The organism is Stomatobaculum longum (assembly GCA_000242235.1).
Lineage (GTDB): Bacteria > Bacillota > Clostridia > Lachnospirales > Lachnospiraceae > Moryella > Moryella longum.
The window spans coordinates 108465-128094 of the sequence record JH590864.1 but is presented as its reverse complement, the minus strand read 5'-3'; the positions used below and the strand labels follow the sequence as shown (position 1 = coordinate 128094).

25 protein-coding genes, 1 other RNA gene and 1 pseudogene are annotated in these 19630 nt (G+C 50.4%); 9 read left to right on the top strand and 18 right to left on the bottom strand.

Annotated features, from left to right (window positions below; all coding sequences use genetic code 11):
• Nucleotides 1–73: 73 nt before the first annotated feature.
• From HMPREF9623_RS09135 to HMPREF9623_RS09130, 3 genes are all read right to left on the bottom strand, one after another.
• Nucleotides 74–1021, bottom strand: a complete 948-nt coding sequence (locus HMPREF9623_RS09135) for a beta-ketoacyl-ACP synthase III (protein WP_009533599.1) — start codon at nt 1019–1021, stop codon at nt 74–76.
• An 8-nt stretch (nt 1022–1029) separates the two neighbouring features.
• A complete protein-coding gene (locus HMPREF9623_RS11545) occupies nt 1030–1197 on the bottom strand; it encodes a hypothetical protein (RefSeq protein WP_009533598.1) in 168 nt (55 codons plus the stop codon).
• Between the two features lie 66 nt (nt 1198–1263).
• Nucleotides 1264–2436 (bottom strand): NAD(P)-dependent malic enzyme, encoded by a 1173-nt coding sequence (locus tag HMPREF9623_RS09130; protein ID WP_009533597.1) that lies wholly within the window; start codon nt 2434–2436, stop codon nt 1264–1266.
• 303 nt (nt 2437–2739) lie between these two features.
• On the opposite strand from HMPREF9623_RS09130, the gene HMPREF9623_RS09125 reads away from it, so the two are divergent.
• From HMPREF9623_RS09125 to HMPREF9623_RS09110, 5 genes are all read left to right on the top strand, one after another.
• The gene (locus HMPREF9623_RS09125) at nt 2740–3183 is read left to right on the top strand and encodes a DUF3290 family protein (RefSeq protein WP_009533596.1); all 444 of its coding nucleotides are present in this window, start codon (nt 2740–2742) and stop codon (nt 3181–3183) included.
• Between the two features lie 39 nt (nt 3184–3222).
• Nucleotides 3223–3867 (top strand): DUF421 domain-containing protein, encoded by a 645-nt coding sequence (locus HMPREF9623_RS09120; RefSeq protein ID WP_009533595.1) that lies wholly within the window; start codon nt 3223–3225, stop codon nt 3865–3867.
• A 43-nt stretch (nt 3868–3910) separates the two neighbouring features.
• Nucleotides 3911–4251, top strand: a transfer-messenger RNA (tmRNA) gene (gene ssrA, locus HMPREF9623_RS11300).
• A 92-nt stretch (nt 4252–4343) separates the two neighbouring features.
• Nucleotides 4344–4979, top strand: coding sequence for a Type 1 glutamine amidotransferase-like domain-containing protein (locus HMPREF9623_RS09115; protein ID WP_009533594.1), 636 nt, complete (start codon nt 4344–4346; stop codon nt 4977–4979).
• Nucleotides 4976–5569 carry a sugar O-acetyltransferase gene (locus tag HMPREF9623_RS09110; protein ID WP_009533593.1) on the top strand — a complete coding sequence of 198 codons (594 nt, stop codon included), beginning with the start codon at nt 4976–4978 and terminating at the stop codon, nt 5567–5569. Before HMPREF9623_RS09115 ends, HMPREF9623_RS09110 begins: the two co-directional genes overlap by 4 nt.
• A gap of 53 nt (nt 5570–5622) precedes the next feature.
• Here HMPREF9623_RS09110 and HMPREF9623_RS09105 read toward each other — a convergent pair whose 3' ends face one another.
• The 8 genes from HMPREF9623_RS09105 to HMPREF9623_RS09070 form a co-directional block, all read right to left on the bottom strand.
• Nucleotides 5623–5901 (bottom strand): DUF1294 domain-containing protein, encoded by a 279-nt coding sequence (locus HMPREF9623_RS09105; protein WP_009533592.1) that lies wholly within the window; start codon nt 5899–5901, stop codon nt 5623–5625.
• 112 nt (nt 5902–6013) lie between these two features.
• Complete coding sequence (yaaA, locus tag HMPREF9623_RS09100) at nt 6014–6778, bottom strand: peroxide stress protein YaaA (RefSeq protein WP_009533591.1); 765 nt, start codon at nt 6776–6778, stop codon at nt 6014–6016.
• The gene (bcp, locus tag HMPREF9623_RS09095; RefSeq protein ID WP_009533590.1) at nt 6775–7230 is read right to left on the bottom strand and encodes a thioredoxin-dependent thiol peroxidase; all 456 of its coding nucleotides are present in this window, start codon (nt 7228–7230) and stop codon (nt 6775–6777) included. The genes yaaA and bcp overlap by 4 nt, the downstream gene beginning before the upstream one ends.
• Before the next feature lie 134 nt (nt 7231–7364).
• On the bottom strand, nt 7365–7544 hold the full coding sequence (locus tag HMPREF9623_RS10985) for an NUDIX hydrolase (RefSeq protein WP_050806357.1): 180 nt from the start codon (nt 7542–7544) through the stop codon (nt 7365–7367).
• Nucleotides 7538–8212, bottom strand: coding sequence for a DNA alkylation repair protein (locus HMPREF9623_RS09085; protein ID WP_009533589.1), 675 nt, complete (start codon nt 8210–8212; stop codon nt 7538–7540). The genes HMPREF9623_RS10985 and HMPREF9623_RS09085 overlap by 7 nt, the downstream gene beginning before the upstream one ends.
• A gap of 4 nt (nt 8213–8216) precedes the next feature.
• The gene (locus HMPREF9623_RS09080; RefSeq protein WP_009533588.1) at nt 8217–9215 is read right to left on the bottom strand and encodes a helix-turn-helix domain-containing protein; all 999 of its coding nucleotides are present in this window, start codon (nt 9213–9215) and stop codon (nt 8217–8219) included.
• Between the two features lie 155 nt (nt 9216–9370).
• A complete protein-coding gene (locus HMPREF9623_RS09075; RefSeq protein ID WP_009533587.1) occupies nt 9371–9916 on the bottom strand; it encodes a DUF1697 domain-containing protein in 546 nt (181 codons plus the stop codon).
• A gap of 182 nt (nt 9917–10098) precedes the next feature.
• On the bottom strand, nt 10099–10368 hold the full coding sequence (locus HMPREF9623_RS09070) for a CsbD family protein (RefSeq protein ID WP_009533586.1): 270 nt from the start codon (nt 10366–10368) through the stop codon (nt 10099–10101).
• Nucleotides 10369–10678: 310 nt separating this feature from the next.
• Between HMPREF9623_RS09070 and HMPREF9623_RS09065 the strand changes: the two genes are divergently transcribed.
• Nucleotides 10679–10954, top strand: a complete 276-nt coding sequence (locus tag HMPREF9623_RS09065) for a TIGR03905 family TSCPD domain-containing protein (protein WP_009533585.1) — start codon at nt 10679–10681, stop codon at nt 10952–10954.
• 221 nt (nt 10955–11175) lie between these two features.
• Here HMPREF9623_RS09065 and HMPREF9623_RS09060 read toward each other — a convergent pair whose 3' ends face one another.
• Nucleotides 11176–12438: a PDDEXK-like family protein gene (locus HMPREF9623_RS09060; RefSeq protein ID WP_009533584.1), complete on the bottom strand. Its 1263-nt coding sequence runs from the start codon at nt 12436–12438 to the stop codon at nt 11176–11178.
• A gap of 372 nt (nt 12439–12810) precedes the next feature.
• Between HMPREF9623_RS09060 and HMPREF9623_RS09055 the strand changes: the two genes are divergently transcribed.
• Complete coding sequence (locus tag HMPREF9623_RS09055) at nt 12811–13749, top strand: ABC transporter ATP-binding protein (protein WP_009533583.1); 939 nt, start codon at nt 12811–12813, stop codon at nt 13747–13749.
• Complete coding sequence (locus HMPREF9623_RS09050; RefSeq protein WP_009533582.1) at nt 13742–14497, top strand: ABC transporter permease family protein; 756 nt, start codon at nt 13742–13744, stop codon at nt 14495–14497. Before HMPREF9623_RS09055 ends, HMPREF9623_RS09050 begins: the two co-directional genes overlap by 8 nt.
• Nucleotides 14498–14778: 281 nt before the next feature.
• Here the strand turns inward: HMPREF9623_RS09050 and HMPREF9623_RS09045 are convergent, their stop codons facing one another.
• The 5 genes and pseudogenes from HMPREF9623_RS09045 to HMPREF9623_RS09025 all read right to left on the bottom strand — a co-directional run bounded on the left by HMPREF9623_RS09045 (nt 14779) and on the right by HMPREF9623_RS09025 (nt 18334).
• Nucleotides 14779–15210 carry a hypothetical protein gene (locus HMPREF9623_RS09045; RefSeq protein WP_009533581.1) on the bottom strand — a complete coding sequence of 144 codons (432 nt, stop codon included), beginning with the start codon at nt 15208–15210 and terminating at the stop codon, nt 14779–14781.
• A 300-nt stretch (nt 15211–15510) separates the two neighbouring features.
• A pseudogene (locus tag HMPREF9623_RS09040) lies at nt 15511–15915 on the bottom strand (hypothetical protein); the annotation flags it as partial.
• Nucleotides 15916–16148: 233 nt separating this feature from the next.
• On the bottom strand, nt 16149–17387 hold the full coding sequence (locus HMPREF9623_RS09035) for a tyrosine-type recombinase/integrase (protein WP_009533579.1): 1239 nt from the start codon (nt 17385–17387) through the stop codon (nt 16149–16151).
• A 156-nt stretch (nt 17388–17543) separates the two neighbouring features.
• Nucleotides 17544–17753 carry a DUF6462 family protein gene (locus tag HMPREF9623_RS09030; protein ID WP_009533578.1) on the bottom strand — a complete coding sequence of 70 codons (210 nt, stop codon included), beginning with the start codon at nt 17751–17753 and terminating at the stop codon, nt 17544–17546.
• 14 nt (nt 17754–17767) lie between these two features.
• Nucleotides 17768–18334 (bottom strand): hypothetical protein, encoded by a 567-nt coding sequence (locus HMPREF9623_RS09025; RefSeq protein WP_009533577.1) that lies wholly within the window; start codon nt 18332–18334, stop codon nt 17768–17770.
• 322 nt (nt 18335–18656) lie between these two features.
• On the opposite strand from HMPREF9623_RS09025, the gene HMPREF9623_RS09020 reads away from it, so the two are divergent.
• Entirely contained in the window at nt 18657–19034 is a 378-nt protein-coding gene (locus HMPREF9623_RS09020) for a hypothetical protein (protein ID WP_009533576.1), read from the top strand.
• 188 nt (nt 19035–19222) lie between these two features.
• On the opposite strand, the gene HMPREF9623_RS09015 is transcribed toward HMPREF9623_RS09020, so the two are convergent.
• The gene (locus tag HMPREF9623_RS09015) at nt 19223–19576 is read right to left on the bottom strand and encodes a helix-turn-helix domain-containing protein (protein ID WP_009533575.1); all 354 of its coding nucleotides are present in this window, start codon (nt 19574–19576) and stop codon (nt 19223–19225) included.
• Nucleotides 19577–19630 lie beyond the last annotated feature (54 nt).

The window sequence follows — 19630 nt, the reverse complement described above, 5'->3', positions numbered from 1 at the left end:
CTTGTCATTGTTTTGTCAATATTGTTCACTACTTTTTTAACCGATTCTCTGCCCTACGTCAATAGCGTATCCGTCAATACCGTATCACGGTCGCACCCCAGGTGAGACCGCCGCCGAATCCGGAGAGCACCAGAATATCGCCCCGTTTTAACTTGCCCTCGCGGTTCAGACGGTCAAACAGGGTCGGGATGCTGCCCGCCGAGGTGTTGGCCGTGTCCGAGAGATTCATCGGGAATTTTTCGAGCGGCTCGCCGAGGTGCTTCGCGACTGCCTCAATGATGCGGGAGTTCGCCTGGTGCAACACATAGGCGCTCACATCCTTTTTGTCGACCCCCGCGTTTTGCAGCGCCTCCTCAATGCAGAGCGGCACGGTGCGAACCGCAAAGCGGAACACTTCCTGACCGTTCATGTGCAGGAAATGGTTGTCCGGGTCCGTGCGCCCCGTCAGGTTGTGTCCCTTCACGCCGTCCGCGCCGAGTGCGGAGCCCAGAATATCTCCCTTCGCGCTGTCCTCGGTCGCCTCGAGCACCACAGCGCCGACCGCGTCGCCGAAAAGCACGCAGGTGGTTCTGTCCTGCCAGTCGATATAGCGGGTCACGAGGTCACCGCCGATCACCAGCGCCTTCGTCGCGAGGCCGGTGCGCATGAGACCCTCCGCCGTCCGAAGCGAGTAGAGAAAGCCCGAGCACGCCGCATTGATGTCGAAAGCGACCGCATTCATCGCGCCGATTGCCGCCTGAATCTGGCAGGCTGCGCTCGGCGTCACATTGCCGTCCGTGCAGGTGCCGACGATGATGAGGCCGATTTCCTCGGCAGAGACACCGGCCATTTCGAGGGCCCGTTCCGCCGCCGCCCGGCCGAGGCTCTCGACACTCTCCGCCTCATCGGCGACATGCCGCTGCCGTATGCCGGTGCGGGAATAAATCCACTCGTCGCTCGTCTCAATGACCTTTGCGAGATCATCATTCGTCACTACCTTTTTCGGCAGGGCGGAACCCGTGCCGGAAATCCAGAGCTGCATGCGTCACCTTACGCTTTCTGAAGCGACGGGTGTGCGCTCCGGTATGCTTTTTCGCAGGCGGGGCAGCGTCCGCAAATCTTCAAGTAGTCGAGCTTCTCCTGCTGTTCGTATTCATTCCCCTCAACCTCTGCCGCCGCAATGTGACCGCAACCGTACAGAATGGTGTGTTTTGCCATGTTACATCCTTCTTTCTATCTTGCCCTGTTTGCCTGCCTTTGCCGCGAAAAATGTTGCAATCCGCCTCAGATTCTCGCGACGCCCGTGCGTCTCGCCGCTTCCGCGACAGCCTTTGCGACCACTTCCTTGACGCGCGGATCGAAGGCCTTCGGGATGATATTGTTCTCGTTGACTTCATCGTCCGAAATCAGATTTGCGATTGCGACAGCCGCCGCCATCTTCATCTCCTCGTTGATGTCCTTCGCGCGGACATCGAATGCACCGCGGAACAGACCCGGGAACACGAGCACGTTGTTAATCTGGTTCGGGAAGTCCGATCTGCCGGTCGAGATGACCTTTGCGCCGCCCTTCTTCGCCTCATCCGGGAAAATTTCCGGCGTCGGATTTGCGCAGGCAAAGATAATCGCATCCTTATTCATGCTGCGCACCATCTCTTCGGTGACCATGTTCGGGCCGGAGAAGCCGAGGAAGATGTCGGCGCCGACCAGCGCGTCCTTCAGGGTGCCGGTCTTATGATCCAGGTTCGTGACCTCGAGCATTTCCTTCTGCGCCCAGTTGAGGTCCTTCGAGTTCTCGGTCATGATGCCCTCACGGTTGCAGAGCGTCAGGTTCTTAAAGCCGTAGGAGAGCAGGAGCTTCGAGACCGCAATGCCCGCGCTGCCCGGTCCGTTCACAACGACCTTGACCTTCTCCTTGTCCTTGCCGACCACCTTCAGCGCATTGATGAGACCCGAGAGCACCACGATTGCCGTGCCGTGCTGGTCGTCGTGGAAAATCGGAATATCGCACTTCTCCTTCAGCTTCCGCTCGATTTCAAAGCAGCGCGGCGCCGCGATGTCCTCGAGGTTCACACCGCCGAAGGAACCGGAGAGCAGGTAAATTGTATTGACAATCTCGTCCACATCCTTGGACTTGATGCAGAGCGGGAACGCATCCACGTCGCCGAATGCCTTGAAGAGCACACACTTGCCCTCCATGACCGGCATGCCTGCTTCCGGACCGATGTCGCCGAGGCCCAGAACCGCCGTGCCGTCCGTCACGACCGCGCACAGATTCCAGCGTCTCGTGAGTTCATAAGACTTGTTCACGTCCTTCTGAATCTCCAGGCAGGGCTGTGCCACACCCGGCGTATAAGCGAGCGATAAATCTTCCGAGGTCTTGACCGGAATATCCGTGATAACTTTGATCTTACCCTTCCACTCGTAATGCTTTTTCAGTGATTCCTCTGCGTAGTTCATGTTATCCTCCTGTCTGAGCAATCCCGGGCAACGACACAAACCCGTATGGGGAAATCATACACAAAATAACAAGTCTTTTCAAGAATAAGCGCCCTCCCCGCAATGCGATTCCGTCCGCTCCGCGCAGAACTTCAACGCCTTTATTAAGCTTCCCTTAATTTTAGTCCATGCTTCTATATAACAATTAACATCTGCCGAATTCTGTCAAAAAGGGCTTGCTCTTTTTGCCCTGTCCTGTGGTAGAATCGGCCTGTCACTCACTGTAACTGTCTCAGGGCGTACAGCGCCCTTTCGGAGTGTTCTATGAAATTTTATTCCTATGAGTTCCTGCTCCGTCGCAATATCGGCATGAACCGCGTTCAGCTGGTCATTGCAGCCGTTCTGTTTCTGGTGCTGCTCTTCAACGGCATACGCTACTTTAAGGACAAGCAGATTTCCCGCTACCGGGAACTCGCACTGATTGCCCTGCTCCTCTTGATTACCATGGGACTCCTGCAGATTAACCGCTACCGGGAAATGCAGGCGAGTGGCCAGCGGGCGGAACTCGCAATCCACTCGGTGGAACGCATCGCCAAAGAGCTGGATGTCCCCGCGGAAGAGGTCTTCCTAAACGCCACGGAATTTTCCGGGAATCCCATCATTTTCGCGAAGGGCAAGTACTACCGCGTGCTCTTCATCAACGATACAAGTTGCAATCTGGAACCCATGGAACTGCTCGGCACAGAGCCGGAATTCATCCGCGAATGAAGTGCCCACTCTCACGCATCGCCTGCGAGGATTTTAATTATGCTTTCTTTTTTCAATAACTTTTATTTTCTCGTCGCAATCAAGCTCTTGATCGGTCTTCTCTCCCTCTCCTTCGTCATCAACATCAGCGGAAAGGGAAACCTTGCGCCCTCGAACGCCTCCGACCAGATTCAGAACTATGTACTCGGTGGTATCATCGGCGGCACCATCTATAACAGTGCCATCACCGTGCTGCAGTACATTCTGATTCTGCTCCTCTGGTGCATTGTGATTCTGGGCCTCAAATGGATCAAGACCAACAACCGCTTCATGGGACAGCTACTCGACGGCCAGCCCCTGGTGCTTGTAAACCACGGCAAACTGAACATCGCAAATTGCCGCCGCGCCGGTCTCTCCGCGCACGACCTCTCCTTCAAGCTCCGCGCAGCGGGCTACTACTACTGGGAGGATTTGCAGCGCGTTGTCGTCGAGCAGAACGGCCAGCTCTTAATCATCCCTTACGGCGAAGAAAATCCGAAGTATCCGCTGGTCACCGACGGGCAGATTCAGACGGATATTCTGGAAATTATCGGCAAGGACGACACCTGGCTCACGGAGACCCTCGCCGGTATGGGCTACCGCGATCTGAGCCGCATCTTCCTCGTCGAATACCGCGACGGAAAACTCCTGGTCTCCGCATTCTAAGCTTGTGATATAGGCCTGAATATGGTATAATTCATACCTATTCGGGGATGTACCGGTTTCGACAGGGACCGTGCAGCCGGTGAAGCTATCCGCATGCGGTGCGTTAAACGGCAAACTTAAATACAAACGCTAACGAAAATTTAGCATACGCAGCCTAAGGGCTTGCCGTCCGACCTGAAGCACTCACACTCTGGGACCCGGGCGTCGACATTGTGAGAAACGACTTGCGTTAAGCTTTGCGCGCAAGGGCGTAACATGAAGCTACCAAAACCGCGAGGGCGTCTGCTCCCGCGCGGCAGAGGGAATGTCAAACAGCCGACTATGATAGTAGAAGAACGGGGAATCGGTTTTTGGACACGGGTTCGACTCCCGTCATCTCCAGCGCCAAAAAGAGCGCACATCTACGCCGGAAACGGTGCGGATGTGCGTTTCTTTTATAACAGACTCGAAAAAGGAGAAATTAAGGAGGTTTTAGAATGGAACTATTGCTTGTATCCTATCTTGCCGGTACAAAAACAATCACGGCGAACTATCTTTCCAAACTGTCTTCCAAGACAATTACCTTTATTCCCACAGCTGGAAATGTGGAGCCGTATACCGGTTTTATTGACGAAGGCATCGCGATGCTGAAGGACTTAGGCTATCAGCTGCATTTGCTCGATATCTCTAAATTCGAAGAACCCGTGCTGGTACAGGAGCTGGAGCGCGCAACCTGTGTCTGCATCTCCGGCGGTAATACCTTTTACCTCCTGCAGGAGCTCAAAAAGAAGCATCTCACAGAACTTCTTGCGCGCCGCATCCGAGAGGGCATGTTCTATATCGGTGAATCCGCGGGTGCTATCATCACCGCACCCGGTATTGAGTACAACCAAATCATGGACGATAAAACCCTTGCGCCCGCTCTCACGGATTACACGGCCCTCAATGTATTTGACCACTCCGTTCTCCCGCATATCGGGGAATATCCCTTCGAAACGAGTTCCCGCGAGACCTTGGAGCGCTACCGGAATTCGTTGAAATTGATTCCGCTCAACAATCACGAAGCCGTCCTGGTAAACGATCGGGGGTATACCATACTGCGCGAAACCGACCCTGAAAGGAAAGCTCTATGACGCCGTTAGAACGCATGCAATCTATGCAACCCTATCACAACAGCTACGAAGGCACACCCGCTCATTTACAGGACAAGGCAAAGCAGCTTTGCTGGGAATACAATCAGACCTCTCCCCGGGAAGAAGAAAGGCGCCGGGCTATCCTACAGCAGTTGTTTGGCAGCTGTGACCCCCAGACCTTTATTGAGCCCTCCTTTCACTGCGACTACGGCTTTAACATTCACACACACGGCTTTGCCCTTTTGAACTACAACTGTGTGATCCTCGATACCTCTCCGGTGCATATCGGCGCGGGCGTCTTTATTGCTCCCGGAGTGTGTCTTGCCTGCTCGGGACATGCGATCGATCCGGCGCAGCGGGCAGAGGGAATCGGTTCTTCCGCGCCGATTACAATTGAGGACCGCGCCTGGATCGGAGCCAATGTGACTGTCTGCGGCGGTGTGAGCATAGGCGAGGGTTCCGTTATCGGCGCAGGCAGCACTGTCATCAAAGACATTCCGGCGGGTGTGATTGCGGCGGGTGTCCCCTGCAAAGTACTTCGCCCCATCACAGAAGCAGATAAGTTAAAGCCCGAGGAAATCAGCTTCTGAGGCGAAGACCGCATAAAGAAGAGGACAGCACGACTTATGTGCTGTCCTCTTCTTTATGTAAATACTCGATACGCAAGCCAGCCCCAGAGTAAGAGGGCAAGCGGCACCGGTATGCGAAACTTCCACTTTTGCGTCTTATGCCGAAAGAAATGCATGCCAAAGAGCGCGCCCGGCGCGCCGCCGAGAAAGGCACTGAGTAAGAGTGTCCGCTCCGGAATGCGCCAGGCTCCGCGCACTGCTCTCCGCTTGTCCAGACCAAAGAGCAAAAAACCGATACAACTCAGCGCCGCTATCCAGAGCAGGAATACGCTCTGTTCTGTGTTCAAGTGCATGCCACTCCCCTCCTGTCCCCTAATCTCTCTCCTAACTTACCGACTTGCCGCTATCTATATCGCCAAGCGCTTTTCTCAATCTCTTTCAGAGCCTTGCGTACGCTACCCCGAATCAATCTTCCTCGTAAGTTCCGGGCTCCCGTGCAAAGACATAACTTGTCTCGGTGGAGAGTTCCTCCCGGTAGGTATAGCCGCTCCGCGAAAAGCGCTTCAACTCCTCCGGTCTCTCCGCGCCTATCTCCGCGAGATAGCGCACCATCTCCCCGCGCGCCATCTTCGCATAGATACCCTTCTGCAAAACCTTACCGCCTATAAGTTCGCCGAACACACAGGTGATGAAGCGATCCTCCGGCTGTAAATACGCCTCGATTGCCTTCGAATACTCCTTCGAGGCGAGGTTGATGATGACGCCGCTCTCATCCCGAACGGCACGGTGCAGCTTGTCGCCCCAGAAGGCGTAGAGATTCTTGTGTCCTGCGACGGCTGCCTTTGCCTGCATTTCGAGGCGATAGGGCAGCACGGCATCCATCGGCCGCAACACGCCGTAAAAGCCGGACAGAATGCAAAGTCTCTCCTCCAGATAGGCGAGCGCCGCGTCTTCGAGCACTTCCGGTGCCATGTATTGGTACTGAATGCCCTCATAGGCGAGCAGCGCGGGCGTGTCCGCCTCTCGAAGTGCCATCTCCGCGAGACGGGCCGCATTTTCCGCGGTCAGCTTGTCATTGCAACCCCAGAGCGCCTTCAGCTCCGGATACGAGCGCGCCCTGAGCCAGGCGAGCAATTCCTCTGTCTCCGAAAGATATTGCGGCAGATGTCGGGGCGCTAAACTGTCTCGCTGCACGCGCATCTTTTTCGCCGGGGAGATGAGTATCTTCATGCGAGTTCTCCGAGCATATCCGCCGGATTTTCGGCGGGTTTCACCTTTTCAAAGCCTTTCACGATGATACCCTGCTCGTCGATTAAGTAGGTGGTCCGCACCACGCCCATTGAGACCTTGCCGTACATCTTCTTTTCTTTCCAGACATCGTAGGCCTGAATTACCGTCTTCTCGGGGTCCGAGAGCAGCACAAACGGCAGGCCGTACTTTTCCTCAAACTTCTTGTGCGAGGCAACGCTGTCCTTGCTGATGCCGAGCACCACCGCCCCCTTCTCGCGAAACTGCGGATACAACTCCGCAAATACGCAGGCCTGCTTCGTGCAGCCGGCCGTCATATCCCGCGGATAAAAATAGAGAATCACGCGCTGCCCGAGGTACTCGGAGAGTTTTCTCGGCTGCCCGTTCTGATCCGGCAGTGTAAAATCGGGTGCTTTGGTTCCGTTTGCCAACATAGGGACTCCTCTCTCACATTTCTGTGATGCACAAGGTAAAAATTTCAACTTTCCGCTGAAATCAGTTTACCATATTTCGGATGCTTTCCGACCGGTAAAAGCCCGCCGCGCGGCACGCAGTAAATGGGATTCCGCTACGCCACGGCCTCCGCAACCGCCTCATAATCCTGCCGGAGCACAGCTTCCGGCTCTTCGGGCTGTAGCATCAGAGCCTCCGTGCCCACCGGCCTTTCATAGACATAGACGAAGGCCACTTCCTCATCCCAAAACAGAGCGCCGTGAAACTCCTTTTGATAGGAGAAGCAAGTCAGCACTTCAAGCTTTTCAGGTACTCTTTCTGCTCTGCGCTAATGCGGTAGCTCTCCCGCGCCTTCTGTATCGCCTTATTGTGTGTCCACCGCGCAAGCCGCTTGTTTTCCAGATAGGGGATGGTTGCCTCCCACTGCTTTGCGAGCGCCGTCGCGAAGAACCAGGCGAGCATCATGTTGACATAATATTCCTCGGATTGTACCGCCGCCGGGATTTCCAAATATGCGGCATCAAAATCCGCGTCCAGGAAATGCTGCATCAGCATCCCGATTCCGAAGCGGCAGGTATAGGTCTTTTCCGATTTTGCCCAGACACGGATGCGCTCTAACAGCTCTTCTTTATGCTTTGAAAAGGCCTTCGGCGAAAAGATGTCACAGACCGCCCAGTTATCCACGAAGGGCAGAAAAGCCTCTGTCTCTTCAAGGCAGCACGCAAAGTCCTTCTCCTCCGCGATCAGGAGTGCGTGGAGCAAGTCTTCGTCGTAATAGTCGTGCGGCAAAGTCCGCAAAAACCGGCAGTGTTCCGGATCCTTGTAATACCGTTTCGCGAGTTTCCTGAGTTCCGGCACCTGGACACCGATGATGCGCGTCGTGGGCACGCCCGGTATTAATTTTGCCTGAAATGCCGCATATCCCTCGTCCCGAAGCGCAAAGAGTTCTTCTTGGATCTTCATAGCTTTAGTCTCCGTCCACCTTCAGCATCATCCGCATGATTCCGTAAACACCACCATAGAGGACGCCCGCCACCATCCAAATGATCCGGGACTCCTCCCAGTCCTGCGTCCAAGTGCTCCAGCCGAGATAGATTGCGGTTGTGAGGCACCAGTACGCGGCGGAAAGGGCACCCATCTTTGCCTGTACGCGCTTTTTGTTCTTGGAGTAATTCCCCTCCTGAAGTACGGTGTCGTAACTCTCTTTGATTGTACTGACACGCACAATCAGGTTTATCCCCAGCGCAACCAGCACGAGCAAGAGGCTCGTACACAGAAACCAAACCAAGGCGCTTGCATCCATGGCGCCCGCAACGAGGAGCGGAATCACCGCCACAATGCAGATCACGGTGCCGCCGGCAAGTCCCAGCGAATAGCGGCTCTCGTAGTCCCGCTTCTTCTCCTTCACCATGCCGCTCACACCGTATTCGGTTTCAAACGGCTCCCGCTCCAAGTATTCAAAGCGGCTCAATTTATTCCGGTCTGTAATCTGAATGAATACGCCTACCGCCGTGAGGAGAAGCAGAACCGCCAAACCGACTGCCATCGCCGGACCTTCCGCCAAGTTGTAGTTCGGACTTTCGGCGATTCCGGCAAGCAGAAGCAATGCGACCGGACTTAAGGTGAACAAGCTGACCGAATTCGCGAGTCGGGGCGCTGTCTCCCGCTTTGCGTCCAAAAACGCGTTGGCCTCCTCCATGCTCACTCGCCGCAGGAGACTGTCCGCATCTCTCCCGGAGGTTTCGACAGTACTCCGGTTTTCCCGCTCCATATCATCCTTCAGAAGGTAATCCGTGCTCACACCAAAGAGCTCTGCCATCTGAATGACCTTTTTGAGATCGGGCACCGAGCCCGCGCTCTCCCATTTGGAGACCGACTGCCTCGATACACCGAGCTGCTCGGCCAAGTCCTCCTGAGACCACCCGTTCTTCTTCCTCTCATCTATAATCTTATCCGCCAAAATCATGTCTGTTCTCCTTCCGTTTTTGATAGCTTAAGCATGCCATTTTGCACGTTTGCAGGCTACCAAAGCTGCTTGTCAATTTGTCAAACGGGGGTTGAGTTTCGCTTGCAGCGCCCTTGACGGCGCAGCGACAAGCAACAGTTCATCGGAGCAGTCGCTTATGTTTCGTTTTCGAGGATTGCCGCAATTTTTTCATACGTATTCCCGTTTCGTATGGTGACTTCCCTGTAAAAGGCCTGCTTCATCAGCTTCTTATGATAGATGGTTTTCAGGTACTCCGCCTCATCGTATTTGCCCCAGAATACCGCGTGTCGCCCGAGGTGCACGACTTCGTTATACAGAGCGGCTTTTTCGATAAAGTCTCGTATCCTGTCCGTGTCCATGCCGCAGGCGTAGAACAAAACATCTCTTCTCGCCATCTCCTCGTGCCACCACTGCGGCAGGGCGTCCCGCTCTTCTAGGTATTCTTCTTTGGTGAGCAGAGCAAAGGGGATGGGGAAGTCATACTTCGCTTCCAACAACGCTCTGATTTTCGAGATGCAACTCTCTTTCGCTTCCGCACTGCTGAAAAAAAGATTTCCGCTGTTGATGTAAGAGCCTACCTCTTCAAACCCGGCAGCTGTGAGCAAAGCGCTTAATTCACGCATCTCCACTTTGTTCTTGCCACCCACATTGATGCCACGCAGTAAAAGTATGTATCGCAAGGAAAGACCCTCCCGGAAATCGGCTTCTGTTTTCACTGACTTAATACGGTTATAGCATACTTTGATTTCGCTTGATACCTTTCGTCAGCGCTCCATCTCCTGCGGCTCCTTCCACTTCTTGGCCCAAAAAGGAAAAAGCCCCCTTTACCGCGCTCGGTAAAGGGGCTTTTTCCCTATCAAACTTATTCTTTGTCCTTGTTCAGGATATTCTTGACGCCGTCAAGCGTTCCTTCCAATGCATCCTTCACATTTCCGGCAACTTCCTTTGCCTTGGCGGATGCCTTCTCCGCCGCTTCTTCCGCTACCTTCTTGGCATCTTCCGCGACTTCCTTTGCCTTCGCGGTCGCCTGCTCCGCAGCGCCTTCCTTCTCCGCCTTTACATCGCCGGAAATCTTACCGACACCTTCTTTGACAGCACCCTTCAGCTGATCGATCTTATCTTCAAGAGACATAGGAATTCCTCCTTTCGTGTTGCCTTCGATTCCGCCTTGAAACCGAAGCACCTGTTCTTCTCAAAAGAGAAGATACTGTCCCCTCTGCCGCTCCCTCTTGCCAAAGAGAAGTCTATTGCAGAGCAGCCGATACCACCCGCCAAGCATCGAACACATCACGCCTTCTTTCCACGAGGCTTCGACTTGCCTGCATTGTACTCTACCTAAGCGAAATAAGCAATCGAACACTCTTCTTCGATCTGCTCTGTACTTGATATGTTTTTTCTACCATGTACAATAAAGGTATCAAAACATGAGGAGGTTTTCGGAAATGAAACGCTATTCGTATCAAACACGCGGTGTCTGCGCAAAACAAATCAGCTTCGAACTCGAAGACAAGCGGCTGCACAACGTCGTATTTCACGGCGGATGTCCCGGCAATACCTCTGCCATCAGCAGGCTGCTTGAGGGCAGGGATGCGGCCGAGGCAGCCTCCCTTCTCAGAGGCAACGATTGCGACGGTCGCGGAACCTCCTGCGCCGATCAGCTGGCAATCGCCGTGGAAGAGGCCTTACAGCAAGCGGGTGTCATTTCTTCTTCGAAGTAAGCCGCGCTTACTGTCTCTTATAGCCGGTGATCATCGTCATGACAAAGCAGAATACCGTTGCCCATGCGAAAAACTTGTGTGACTTCATATAGCCGGACCTTCCTTTCTTTTTGTGCTTTACAACTGTATGCGTCAATCTTACCTTGAATCGATACGAAATGCCAGTGCCGAAAGGGCAGCGGCATTTTTTTTGCAATTTCTTTTCAGTAGTCCGGTACCGTTTACGCTTTCATCAATACCTCAAGCGTATCCGCAATTTCAGCAAACACACTCTCGATTGTTTCTTGAAAAGCCCGCCTGTCATACAGCTCTTTGTAGGCGTTGTTACAAGTCCAAAAGTCAATCTCTTCCGCTATATATTTCATCCAATACCAGTGCTTATTGTTGCTATCCTCAACTTTGACAGGCATTAGAGGCTCAAACACATATGTTTCTGTGTCTCCGTCGCGGCTCTCGGGCTTCCAGTTCTTTTTTTCGACCGGATCCCAGGGGACGATACCGAAATAAAGCTTCGTTCCGATTTCAAAACGTAGAGCAATTTTATCCCCTATCTCGGATTCAGCTGCAGGCACACAATAATTTAGGCTCGGCCAGCTTAATTTTTTGCTTTTATAATATTGGTTTGCCTCATCTCTATATGCCTCATGAACAAGATACTTTGAATATCCCTGTTGATCCATGTAATGCTTGATATGATCAAAGATCTCAATCATTTTTTCCGCTTTGACAGCCGCAAGAACACTCGCGACTTTCTCCGCAGCTTCGAAATTATCTCTTGAAGATGAGATTTGATTCATAATTTCCATCGCCACTTTTCCTTCCTCCTTTCCCGTCAGCTGTTTCAATATCTCACGAAACTGGATTAGAATCTCTCTGACAGGATGGATCTGTTCCAACGCATCCGCCTTGATACAGGTCGTCAGCCAATCAATGATTTCTTTGGCAAACGAAATACACTGAATCTGCGCGTCTTTCAACCCGTTTTTACTGCTGTCCGAGGGCTCATGCCCATCCGGGGTAAGGTAATAGATGACGACATCCGGATCATAACTGACAGCGAAGTTATAATAATCAGAACATTGCCACTCCTGATCTGTCGCGTAAACTTTTGCCTCAATCGGAAGCATGTACTTGCCTATCCTGATTAGAAGATCGATGCGCCGATCATTCTTGATGAGTACCTCACCCGCAACCGTAGCCTTATCATAGTCCTCGCCCGCAATCTGCCGAATCTTTGCCCATCCTAAAGTCTCCAGAAACAGTCGTAGAAAAACGCTGCCTTGTCCATGGCTTCCCTTTGGATCCAACAATTCGCGAATCAAACGGCATATTTTCACTTCATCATTCAGAATGCGCTGTACCCTAAAAATATTGAATTCTTTCCCCTGTCGAAACCGCTCCGCCCGATCATAAACGATCATTCTCCGAACATCCTTCAATAGTTGATTGATGTGCTTTTCCGCATTTCGTTCCGCAGCTTCCATATCCGCTCACTCCTCATACTTCTGATATATACATGTAACTGCTTTTGCAAGCTGGTTCCGCAGGCTTTCCGACTCTGACAGCCTCACATAAGAGCCGTATCGTAGTGATGGGTAAAGCATGACGCTTTTATTAATTGTCGACCAAACGGTTCTCTATTTGTCCTTCTTACCATGAAATTTTATCGTTAGCTTCTGAAAGTCGCAATGCGCATTATGATAATTCCGATTCAAAATTGTTTACTCAAAAAATTACCACATGTGAATCGTAGATAAGAAAGCCGGTTTGTGTTACATTCATGGTGGTGTTTTATAAACACATCTCACATGAAATCGAATCGGATACAACCCTTGGCAAGACAGCGGAGGACGCGAATGATTTACTGTGTTGATCAACTTACGAAGTCATTTGGGAATCATACCGCACTCAGGAATCTGTGTGTTGAGATAAGTGAACCCGGAATTTACGGGATTCTGGGGCCGAACGGTGCCGGAAAAAGCACCTTTATCAAACTGATGTTAAAGATATTAACGCCAAGCTCCGGGAACATATACTATAACGGCAAAAACATCGAACACGCCGGAAATGATTATTTTAGGAATATCGGTGCCGTACTTGAAGGGAATCGAAATTTGTATTGGTATATGTCTGCCAAGGAGAATTTGCGTTATTACGGACGCTTAATGGGTCTGGCCGACAACGTCATTCGAAACCGGACAGAGGAATTGCTCTCCATTATGGATTTACAGGGGCACGAGAACAAAAAAGTGGGCTATTGCTCCAGAGGAATGCAGCAAAAAGTCGCCTTGATGACAGCACTCATTCATTCCCCTAAAATTCTGTTCCTGGATGAGCCCACCTTAGGCTTGGATTTAACAACGAAGTTGAGTGTTATTTCTGAAATCCAAAAGATGTCAGAACAGGGCACGACTGTTTTTCTGACGACACACCAGATAGATGTATTGGAGCGCCTTACAAATAAACTCATCATCTTAGAAAACGGCGTTGCCACCTATCAGGGTAGCGTCGATGCTCTCGTAAACGCGCACAAGGGACAACAACGTACGGAATACACCTTGCCCTATACGAAAGAAACCATTGAGGCGCTCGCATCTCTTATGCCCTCGGAAGCAATCCGTATCCATGAAGAAAAAAAACAAATTCATTTGAGCCTTTCCGAGTCCGAGGAAGCTTTTGCGTACTCTCTCGTACAAATGTGTGCAGAGAAGCAGATAAGAATCATAGCTGTCACACCGGAAACACCGACCTTGGAGGAGGTTCTCATTTTTTTTTGGAGGAATCATCATGGCTAAGATAAGGCGTTGCTTTACCGCTGAGTTGCGAAAGTACTATTTGGAAGCGAAATGCTATTATCCGGATCACATCGTCAACTTATTCGTGCTTTTTATCATGTTCGTCGGCTTCTTCAAACTGTTCTCAAACTCTGCCGAACGCCCCAACTCTGCGTATTACATAGGCTTCGTGTATTGGTTTTACGCCAACGGCATCATCGGCGAATCTTCCATGGCGATTTCATCCGAGAAACAGAGCGGAACGTTTGAACAGTTGCTAATAAAGCCCACCGCTCTCTCCGGCATTTTATTTTGCAGAGCAGTCTGCTGGTTGCTGTTTCAGTCCGTCGAAATCATTTTGGTCATGTCCGCAATTCATGTATTGTTTTCTATCCCCATGGCTTTCTCATGGATGGTTCTCCCCATATTTGCGATTACTATGCTGGGGCTCGTCGGAATATCCTATTTTCTTTCGGCCTTAACACTGATCTTTACCAAAACCGCTTCGTTCATATCCATTGCAAGCTATTTACTCTTGTTCTTTTCGGGAGTGGTAGATGGAAGCAACATTCAAGGCTTCGCCTATTATATTATGCCGCTTTCACAGGGCATTTATATTTCACGCAGCATCATCGAAGGGAACATGGTTCCCATTTTTGATGTCGGGCTACTCGTACTTAATTCACTCGCCTATCTTTTCGCCGGTCTATCGGCATTTCACTTTGTGATGAGACACGGCAGAAAAAAGGGTATCAGTATGGAGTACTAAAAACCGAGAGCTATGCCGTTGCAGCGAACACTGCCCGGCATAGCTCTCATTCTATTTTTGAACCTGAATCGCGCCCTTCACAAATCAATCTCCGGCTTCGGCGACCTCGAGATTTCAACAACAAGGTTACTCCCAATAATCAGCATAGTTCCAGCCTCACATTGTATATGCAGACACTTCCGGTACTGATAGTCATGTTTATTTCCGACGCGCTCCATGTAAAGTCACTAGTTAAAATAATCCGCTCGCCTGTCTTTTCACCGATCTATCCGAAAGGCAGACTACAAAACTATTTTCCGAAATCTTCTGTCATTCCTCGCTCTTATGACCCGAACAATTTGCTCATATAGCAGTTCCGTGGGCCACCGATGTGCAAAGTCATGAATAACATTCATGCGTAGGCGAATCATCGGTACATGAGAGTCCGATATCCCGGTAAACATCCTCCACGACTCCTCCAGATAGCCAACTTCGTCATGCATATCTTCGCAATCCCGATACGGCTCAAACAATTCGGTTCTAAGAAACGGGAGTAAGGACTGCATTTCCGTCTCATCCCAAACAAGTCCGATGCTGTTCTTCAGTTCCTGCTTTTCATCAAAGGCCTGATAGGATAATTCTCTTTGCGGCACATTCAATAAAATTCGTGCGCTGACTCGACCGTAGAACTGACCCATATCAACTTGTACTTTAGAAAAAATAGCTGTTGTCATAATCAGATTCCTTTCAGGAAAGAAAGTTCCATATATATGGTAGCACAAACCGATTCACATATAAATATTGACTTTAGCGGTAATTTAAAAACCAGTATTAACTCGAATGGAATTCGTATATTAAACCCAATCAGAAATGCAACACGCATCAATACTATTAAGATAATAAATTCCGAGTTCTTTGCTTCACTGAGTTCTTTGCCTTATCGCCTACATATTCCCCCGCAAAAAGAGAGATACGCTTCCTCAGATTGTTCTGAATCGGCATATCTCTCTCGGTATGTTTTAGTTTTCCATTTTTTAGTACAGCTTCGCTCCCGCCGGGATATGATTATCCACCATGAGAAGATGAAGCTCTTCCTCCCCGTTGCGCTCGTTGACCGCAGAGAGCAACATGCCGCAGGACTCGATGCCCATCATGGGGCGCGGCGGCAGGTTCGTGATTGCAATCAGGGTCTTTCCGATCAGCTCTTCCGGCTCGTAGTAGGCGTGAATGCCGCTTAAAATCGTGCGGTCCGTACCGGTTCCGTCGTCTAAGGTGAACTGCAGGAGCTTCTTCGACTTCGGCACTGCCTTGCAGTCCTTTACCTTGACCGCGCGGAAAGCGCTCTTCGAGAAGGTCTCGAAATCCACCTGATCCTCGAACAGAGGCTCAATCTTAACCCCGCTGAAATCGATCTTCTCGTTCGGGGTAAAGAAGCCGCTTGCCTCTTCCACCTTGCCTTCGCTCTCGCCATGTGCTTCTTTGTTCTCGGCCTTCATGGTCTTCATGGTCGGGATTACATTCGGAATCATGCTATCACCGTACTAACATTTTCTAAGCTATGAGTTTTCGTATCTTTGGCTCCTTGCTATCATCGGGTGACCGAAGATATCCGAAAAGTACATTTTGTTGCAATTTTGTTGTAGAGAGAATTTTTGTTGCAGAGTCGCTTTTCTCAAAACACGTTATCAAGCTTGTCTGCTAAAACATTAAAACTCTCTTTCTTTTTGCGGTCAGTCGCCTCCGCATAAATGTCCATCGTAGTCTCAATGTTCTTGTGACCCATGACGGACTGAATCACCTTCAGATTGCTCTCCGCTTCACAAAGCCTGGTCGCAAAGGTATGTCTTAAGTGGTGGCAGGAAAAATTAGGAAGAAGAATTGGGTCCCTGCCTTCTTTCTTTGCATCCAGAATCTCTTCCGCATTGTAGCTATCCGAGATACGCTTGATAGCCCGGTTGACTGCTCCAGGGTTCGGCACTTCACCAAAGTGGTTCTGGAAAATGAATCCGCTGTAGCCGTCGATTTCCTGCAGGTTCGGTCCGTTCTCGATTTCTTCGTCCTGAAGGATCTGAAAAGCTTCCCTCACTACATCGAGCATCGGGATCGTCCGGATACCGGCTTCCGTCTTCGGCTTCGAAACACGTAACCTGCAGTCTCCTGACTCCTGAGACTTGTAGTAGACCAGGGCATGGTCGATCGTGATGATGCCTTTCTCGAAGTCCAGGTCCTGCCACCGAAGCCCAAGTGCTTCTCCAATTCTGCATCCGGTTCCAAGCAGGATCGTGAAGATCGGCCACCAGTGGACATACACGGGGTGATTCGCCATGTAATCCATGAAGGCTCTCTGCTGCTCCACTGTTAAGGCATGCCGGATGTTCCTGTGCATCCCTGTTTTCTTCTTGACCTCCGCCATCACTCCGTCCGTAGGATTCTTTCGGATGATGTCATCCCTGACAGCGAGCTGGAACGTCGGATGAAGAATACAGTGGATGGAATCCAGAGTAGTCAGTGCGAGATTTCTTTCATTCAGCAGATAAAAATAGTACTGCAATACGTCCGAGTACTTGATATCGATCAGCTTATGCTTCCCGAAATCCTCCCGGACGAAGCGGTCATACATGTAGATATATCCGCTTCTGGTATTATCCCGCAGGTTGTATTTCGTTGAAATGTACCGGTCAAACATATCATTGACCGAAGCCCTTCCCGCAGCGTAACGGTCCAGACCATCGAGCTGATCCTTGATCAGCTTCTTTTCCTTCTCCCGAAGGGACAACAGATCATTGGCGTAGATATAACGGCGCTTTCCCAGTGGATCCGTGTATGTGTAAAGATACCTGCCATCCGAGGACCTCTGAACTTCACCCTTATGAAGAACTCGGCCGCGGGCATCCTTTCTTGACTGAGCCATGTCAACCTCCTTAAAGATCAAAGAGGTGCGACTTATAAGGTTTCAGACAATTTCACATCCCTTATTATGGCTTATTGGAAACTCAATTGCAAGGAATTTCTATCAGTCGCAGCTCTTTGTAGTGCTTCGTGTTACTCTGTCTTAATGCCTTTACATTCAGGCTTCAGCAAAGCCTTCCAGATACTTTTCAAACTTCTCCGTGTTTACCAATGCGATCTTATCCACCTTGTAGACCGCACCTGCTTCATGGGCCAGCTGTCTGAACTTGCAGACTCCCATGCTGTAGAGCTGAGCCCCCTCGTTGTATCTGACGAACTTCTTTGTTCTTCCCATGTTGGCCATAATGACTTCTTTTCTTGCTCTCATTGTCTTATCCTCCGTTAGTTGTTCTCGTATTTTCTTTCCAGGTAAAGTGCTGTTGATTTACGGATGCGATTCCTGGCTCTCTTCAGCCGGTTCTTCACTCCGTCATAGGTGCAGTCTGCTTCTTCTGCCAGTTTCACAAGATCATGAGATCCGTTCAGATAGGAATCCAGGACCCTGTAATCCTGCCAGGGAAGCGTCTTGATCTGGGCTTTGACGAGAAAATAATCATCTCTCATCTCACGGATCACCTCTGCCTCCTTCCGATACTGCTCCGGACATTCGATCCCCTTCAGCTCGGCATCCATGTTTCCACTCCGGATTGCTTCCGTAAGCATGACACTGTCTACCGCTGCATTAGCTGTCGGATCACTAAAGCCGGACGTCTGCACTCTGACCCCCAGGTCTCCCCTGCTCCTGCGCTTAGCCATCTTTCTTCCATTGATGATCAGGTACTTGAGACTTTCCTCAAAGCCGTCCATGATCTCCAGGAAGTTCGGATAGTTGTCCAGGATAATCTCTATTCTTTCCTTAATATTTGCCGTGGCATATTCGTCCACGATTCTGATTGCTCCAGTTGCCATCTCCATCCTCCAGTTTCTGATGTGGTGACACCGCAGCCGCGCGCTGCTTCATGTTTATATCTGTCTGACATGGATTATATTAGGTTATCTTCGGATTTATCTCGTTACCAAATCTGTAAACTGGGTTAGCAAAGCTGTAAACTTCCGAGATCAGAAGATTCAGAAGCAGAAAATCCAGAAGTTCATTCCAAAAACTTGGATTGGATTATTTCAAAGGGTATACTGAGAGCGCAGGCAATGATCCTGCGCGGAGCGCATTTATAAGGATCACGGATTGAAAAACTGAATTCAATGCGTGAGCAAATGTTAAGGAGAAATATTCTTGGATAAGACTGAAGTTGATATCTCTTCAGAAGAGAGAAAAGAGTTGTATGACAGAGCCTTCAAAATACTACCGACCAGAAAAAGACTGACTATATGGGTCTGCCTTGCTGCGATGTTCGTGATAAGTATATCGCTGATCAGGGTTAACACCAATTATTTCAGTATGCGGCTTGAAGATAATCCAAATAAGATCGTCGGAATCATTGCACTGATATTTGTTGTTGCGGCAGCTCTTCTTATGTTGCTGCTACCTCTCCTGGCCAAGAAGAGACTAATGCGAAACCTGCCTGAAAAGACGATGGTTTGTATATCCGAGAGCGAACTTCAAGTTAATCAGATTCGTGTACGCAGGCAGGATATTGTTGGGATTTTATAACTTGGTAATTTTTTATTTGCAGTAACCCGAAATGCCGGCAAATACAAGTATGTGATAGTGCCATTTCTGCCTTATGCCAAAGATCATATTTTGCAGAATCTAAGTGAATACGGGTATCCTACAATAAAGGCGATAAATTCCAACAAAGAATTTCCCTGGATGCAAAAGAAGTAATAGGTAGATAATACTTATTCCATCATCCCCACCAACCGTATATGCTCGATCGCCACTTTTCTTCCCTTCTCTGTCTTCAGGTCTTTCAGCAGTTTGATTGCCATCAGGATGTCCGGATCCATCCCATTCAGCGCTGGTTCCGTGCCATTCACAAGATAGTCCAGCGTCGTCCCGAACTCCCTGGACAGCATCTGCAGAACAGGCAGACTCACCGCCCTGCTGTTGTTCTCGTAAAAGGAAATCACGGACTTGTTATTCACCCCGATTCGGAATCCCAGCTCCTCCTGGGACCATCCCTTCTGCAGCCGCAGTGCCCGGATTCTTCCTCCCATGGTATTTGTATTGATCTTTGTGTTCTTCTGATTCATTCCTGCACCTTTCCGGTGCCTTCCAGAACGGAAGCCTTCCAGAAAAGAGTGCAG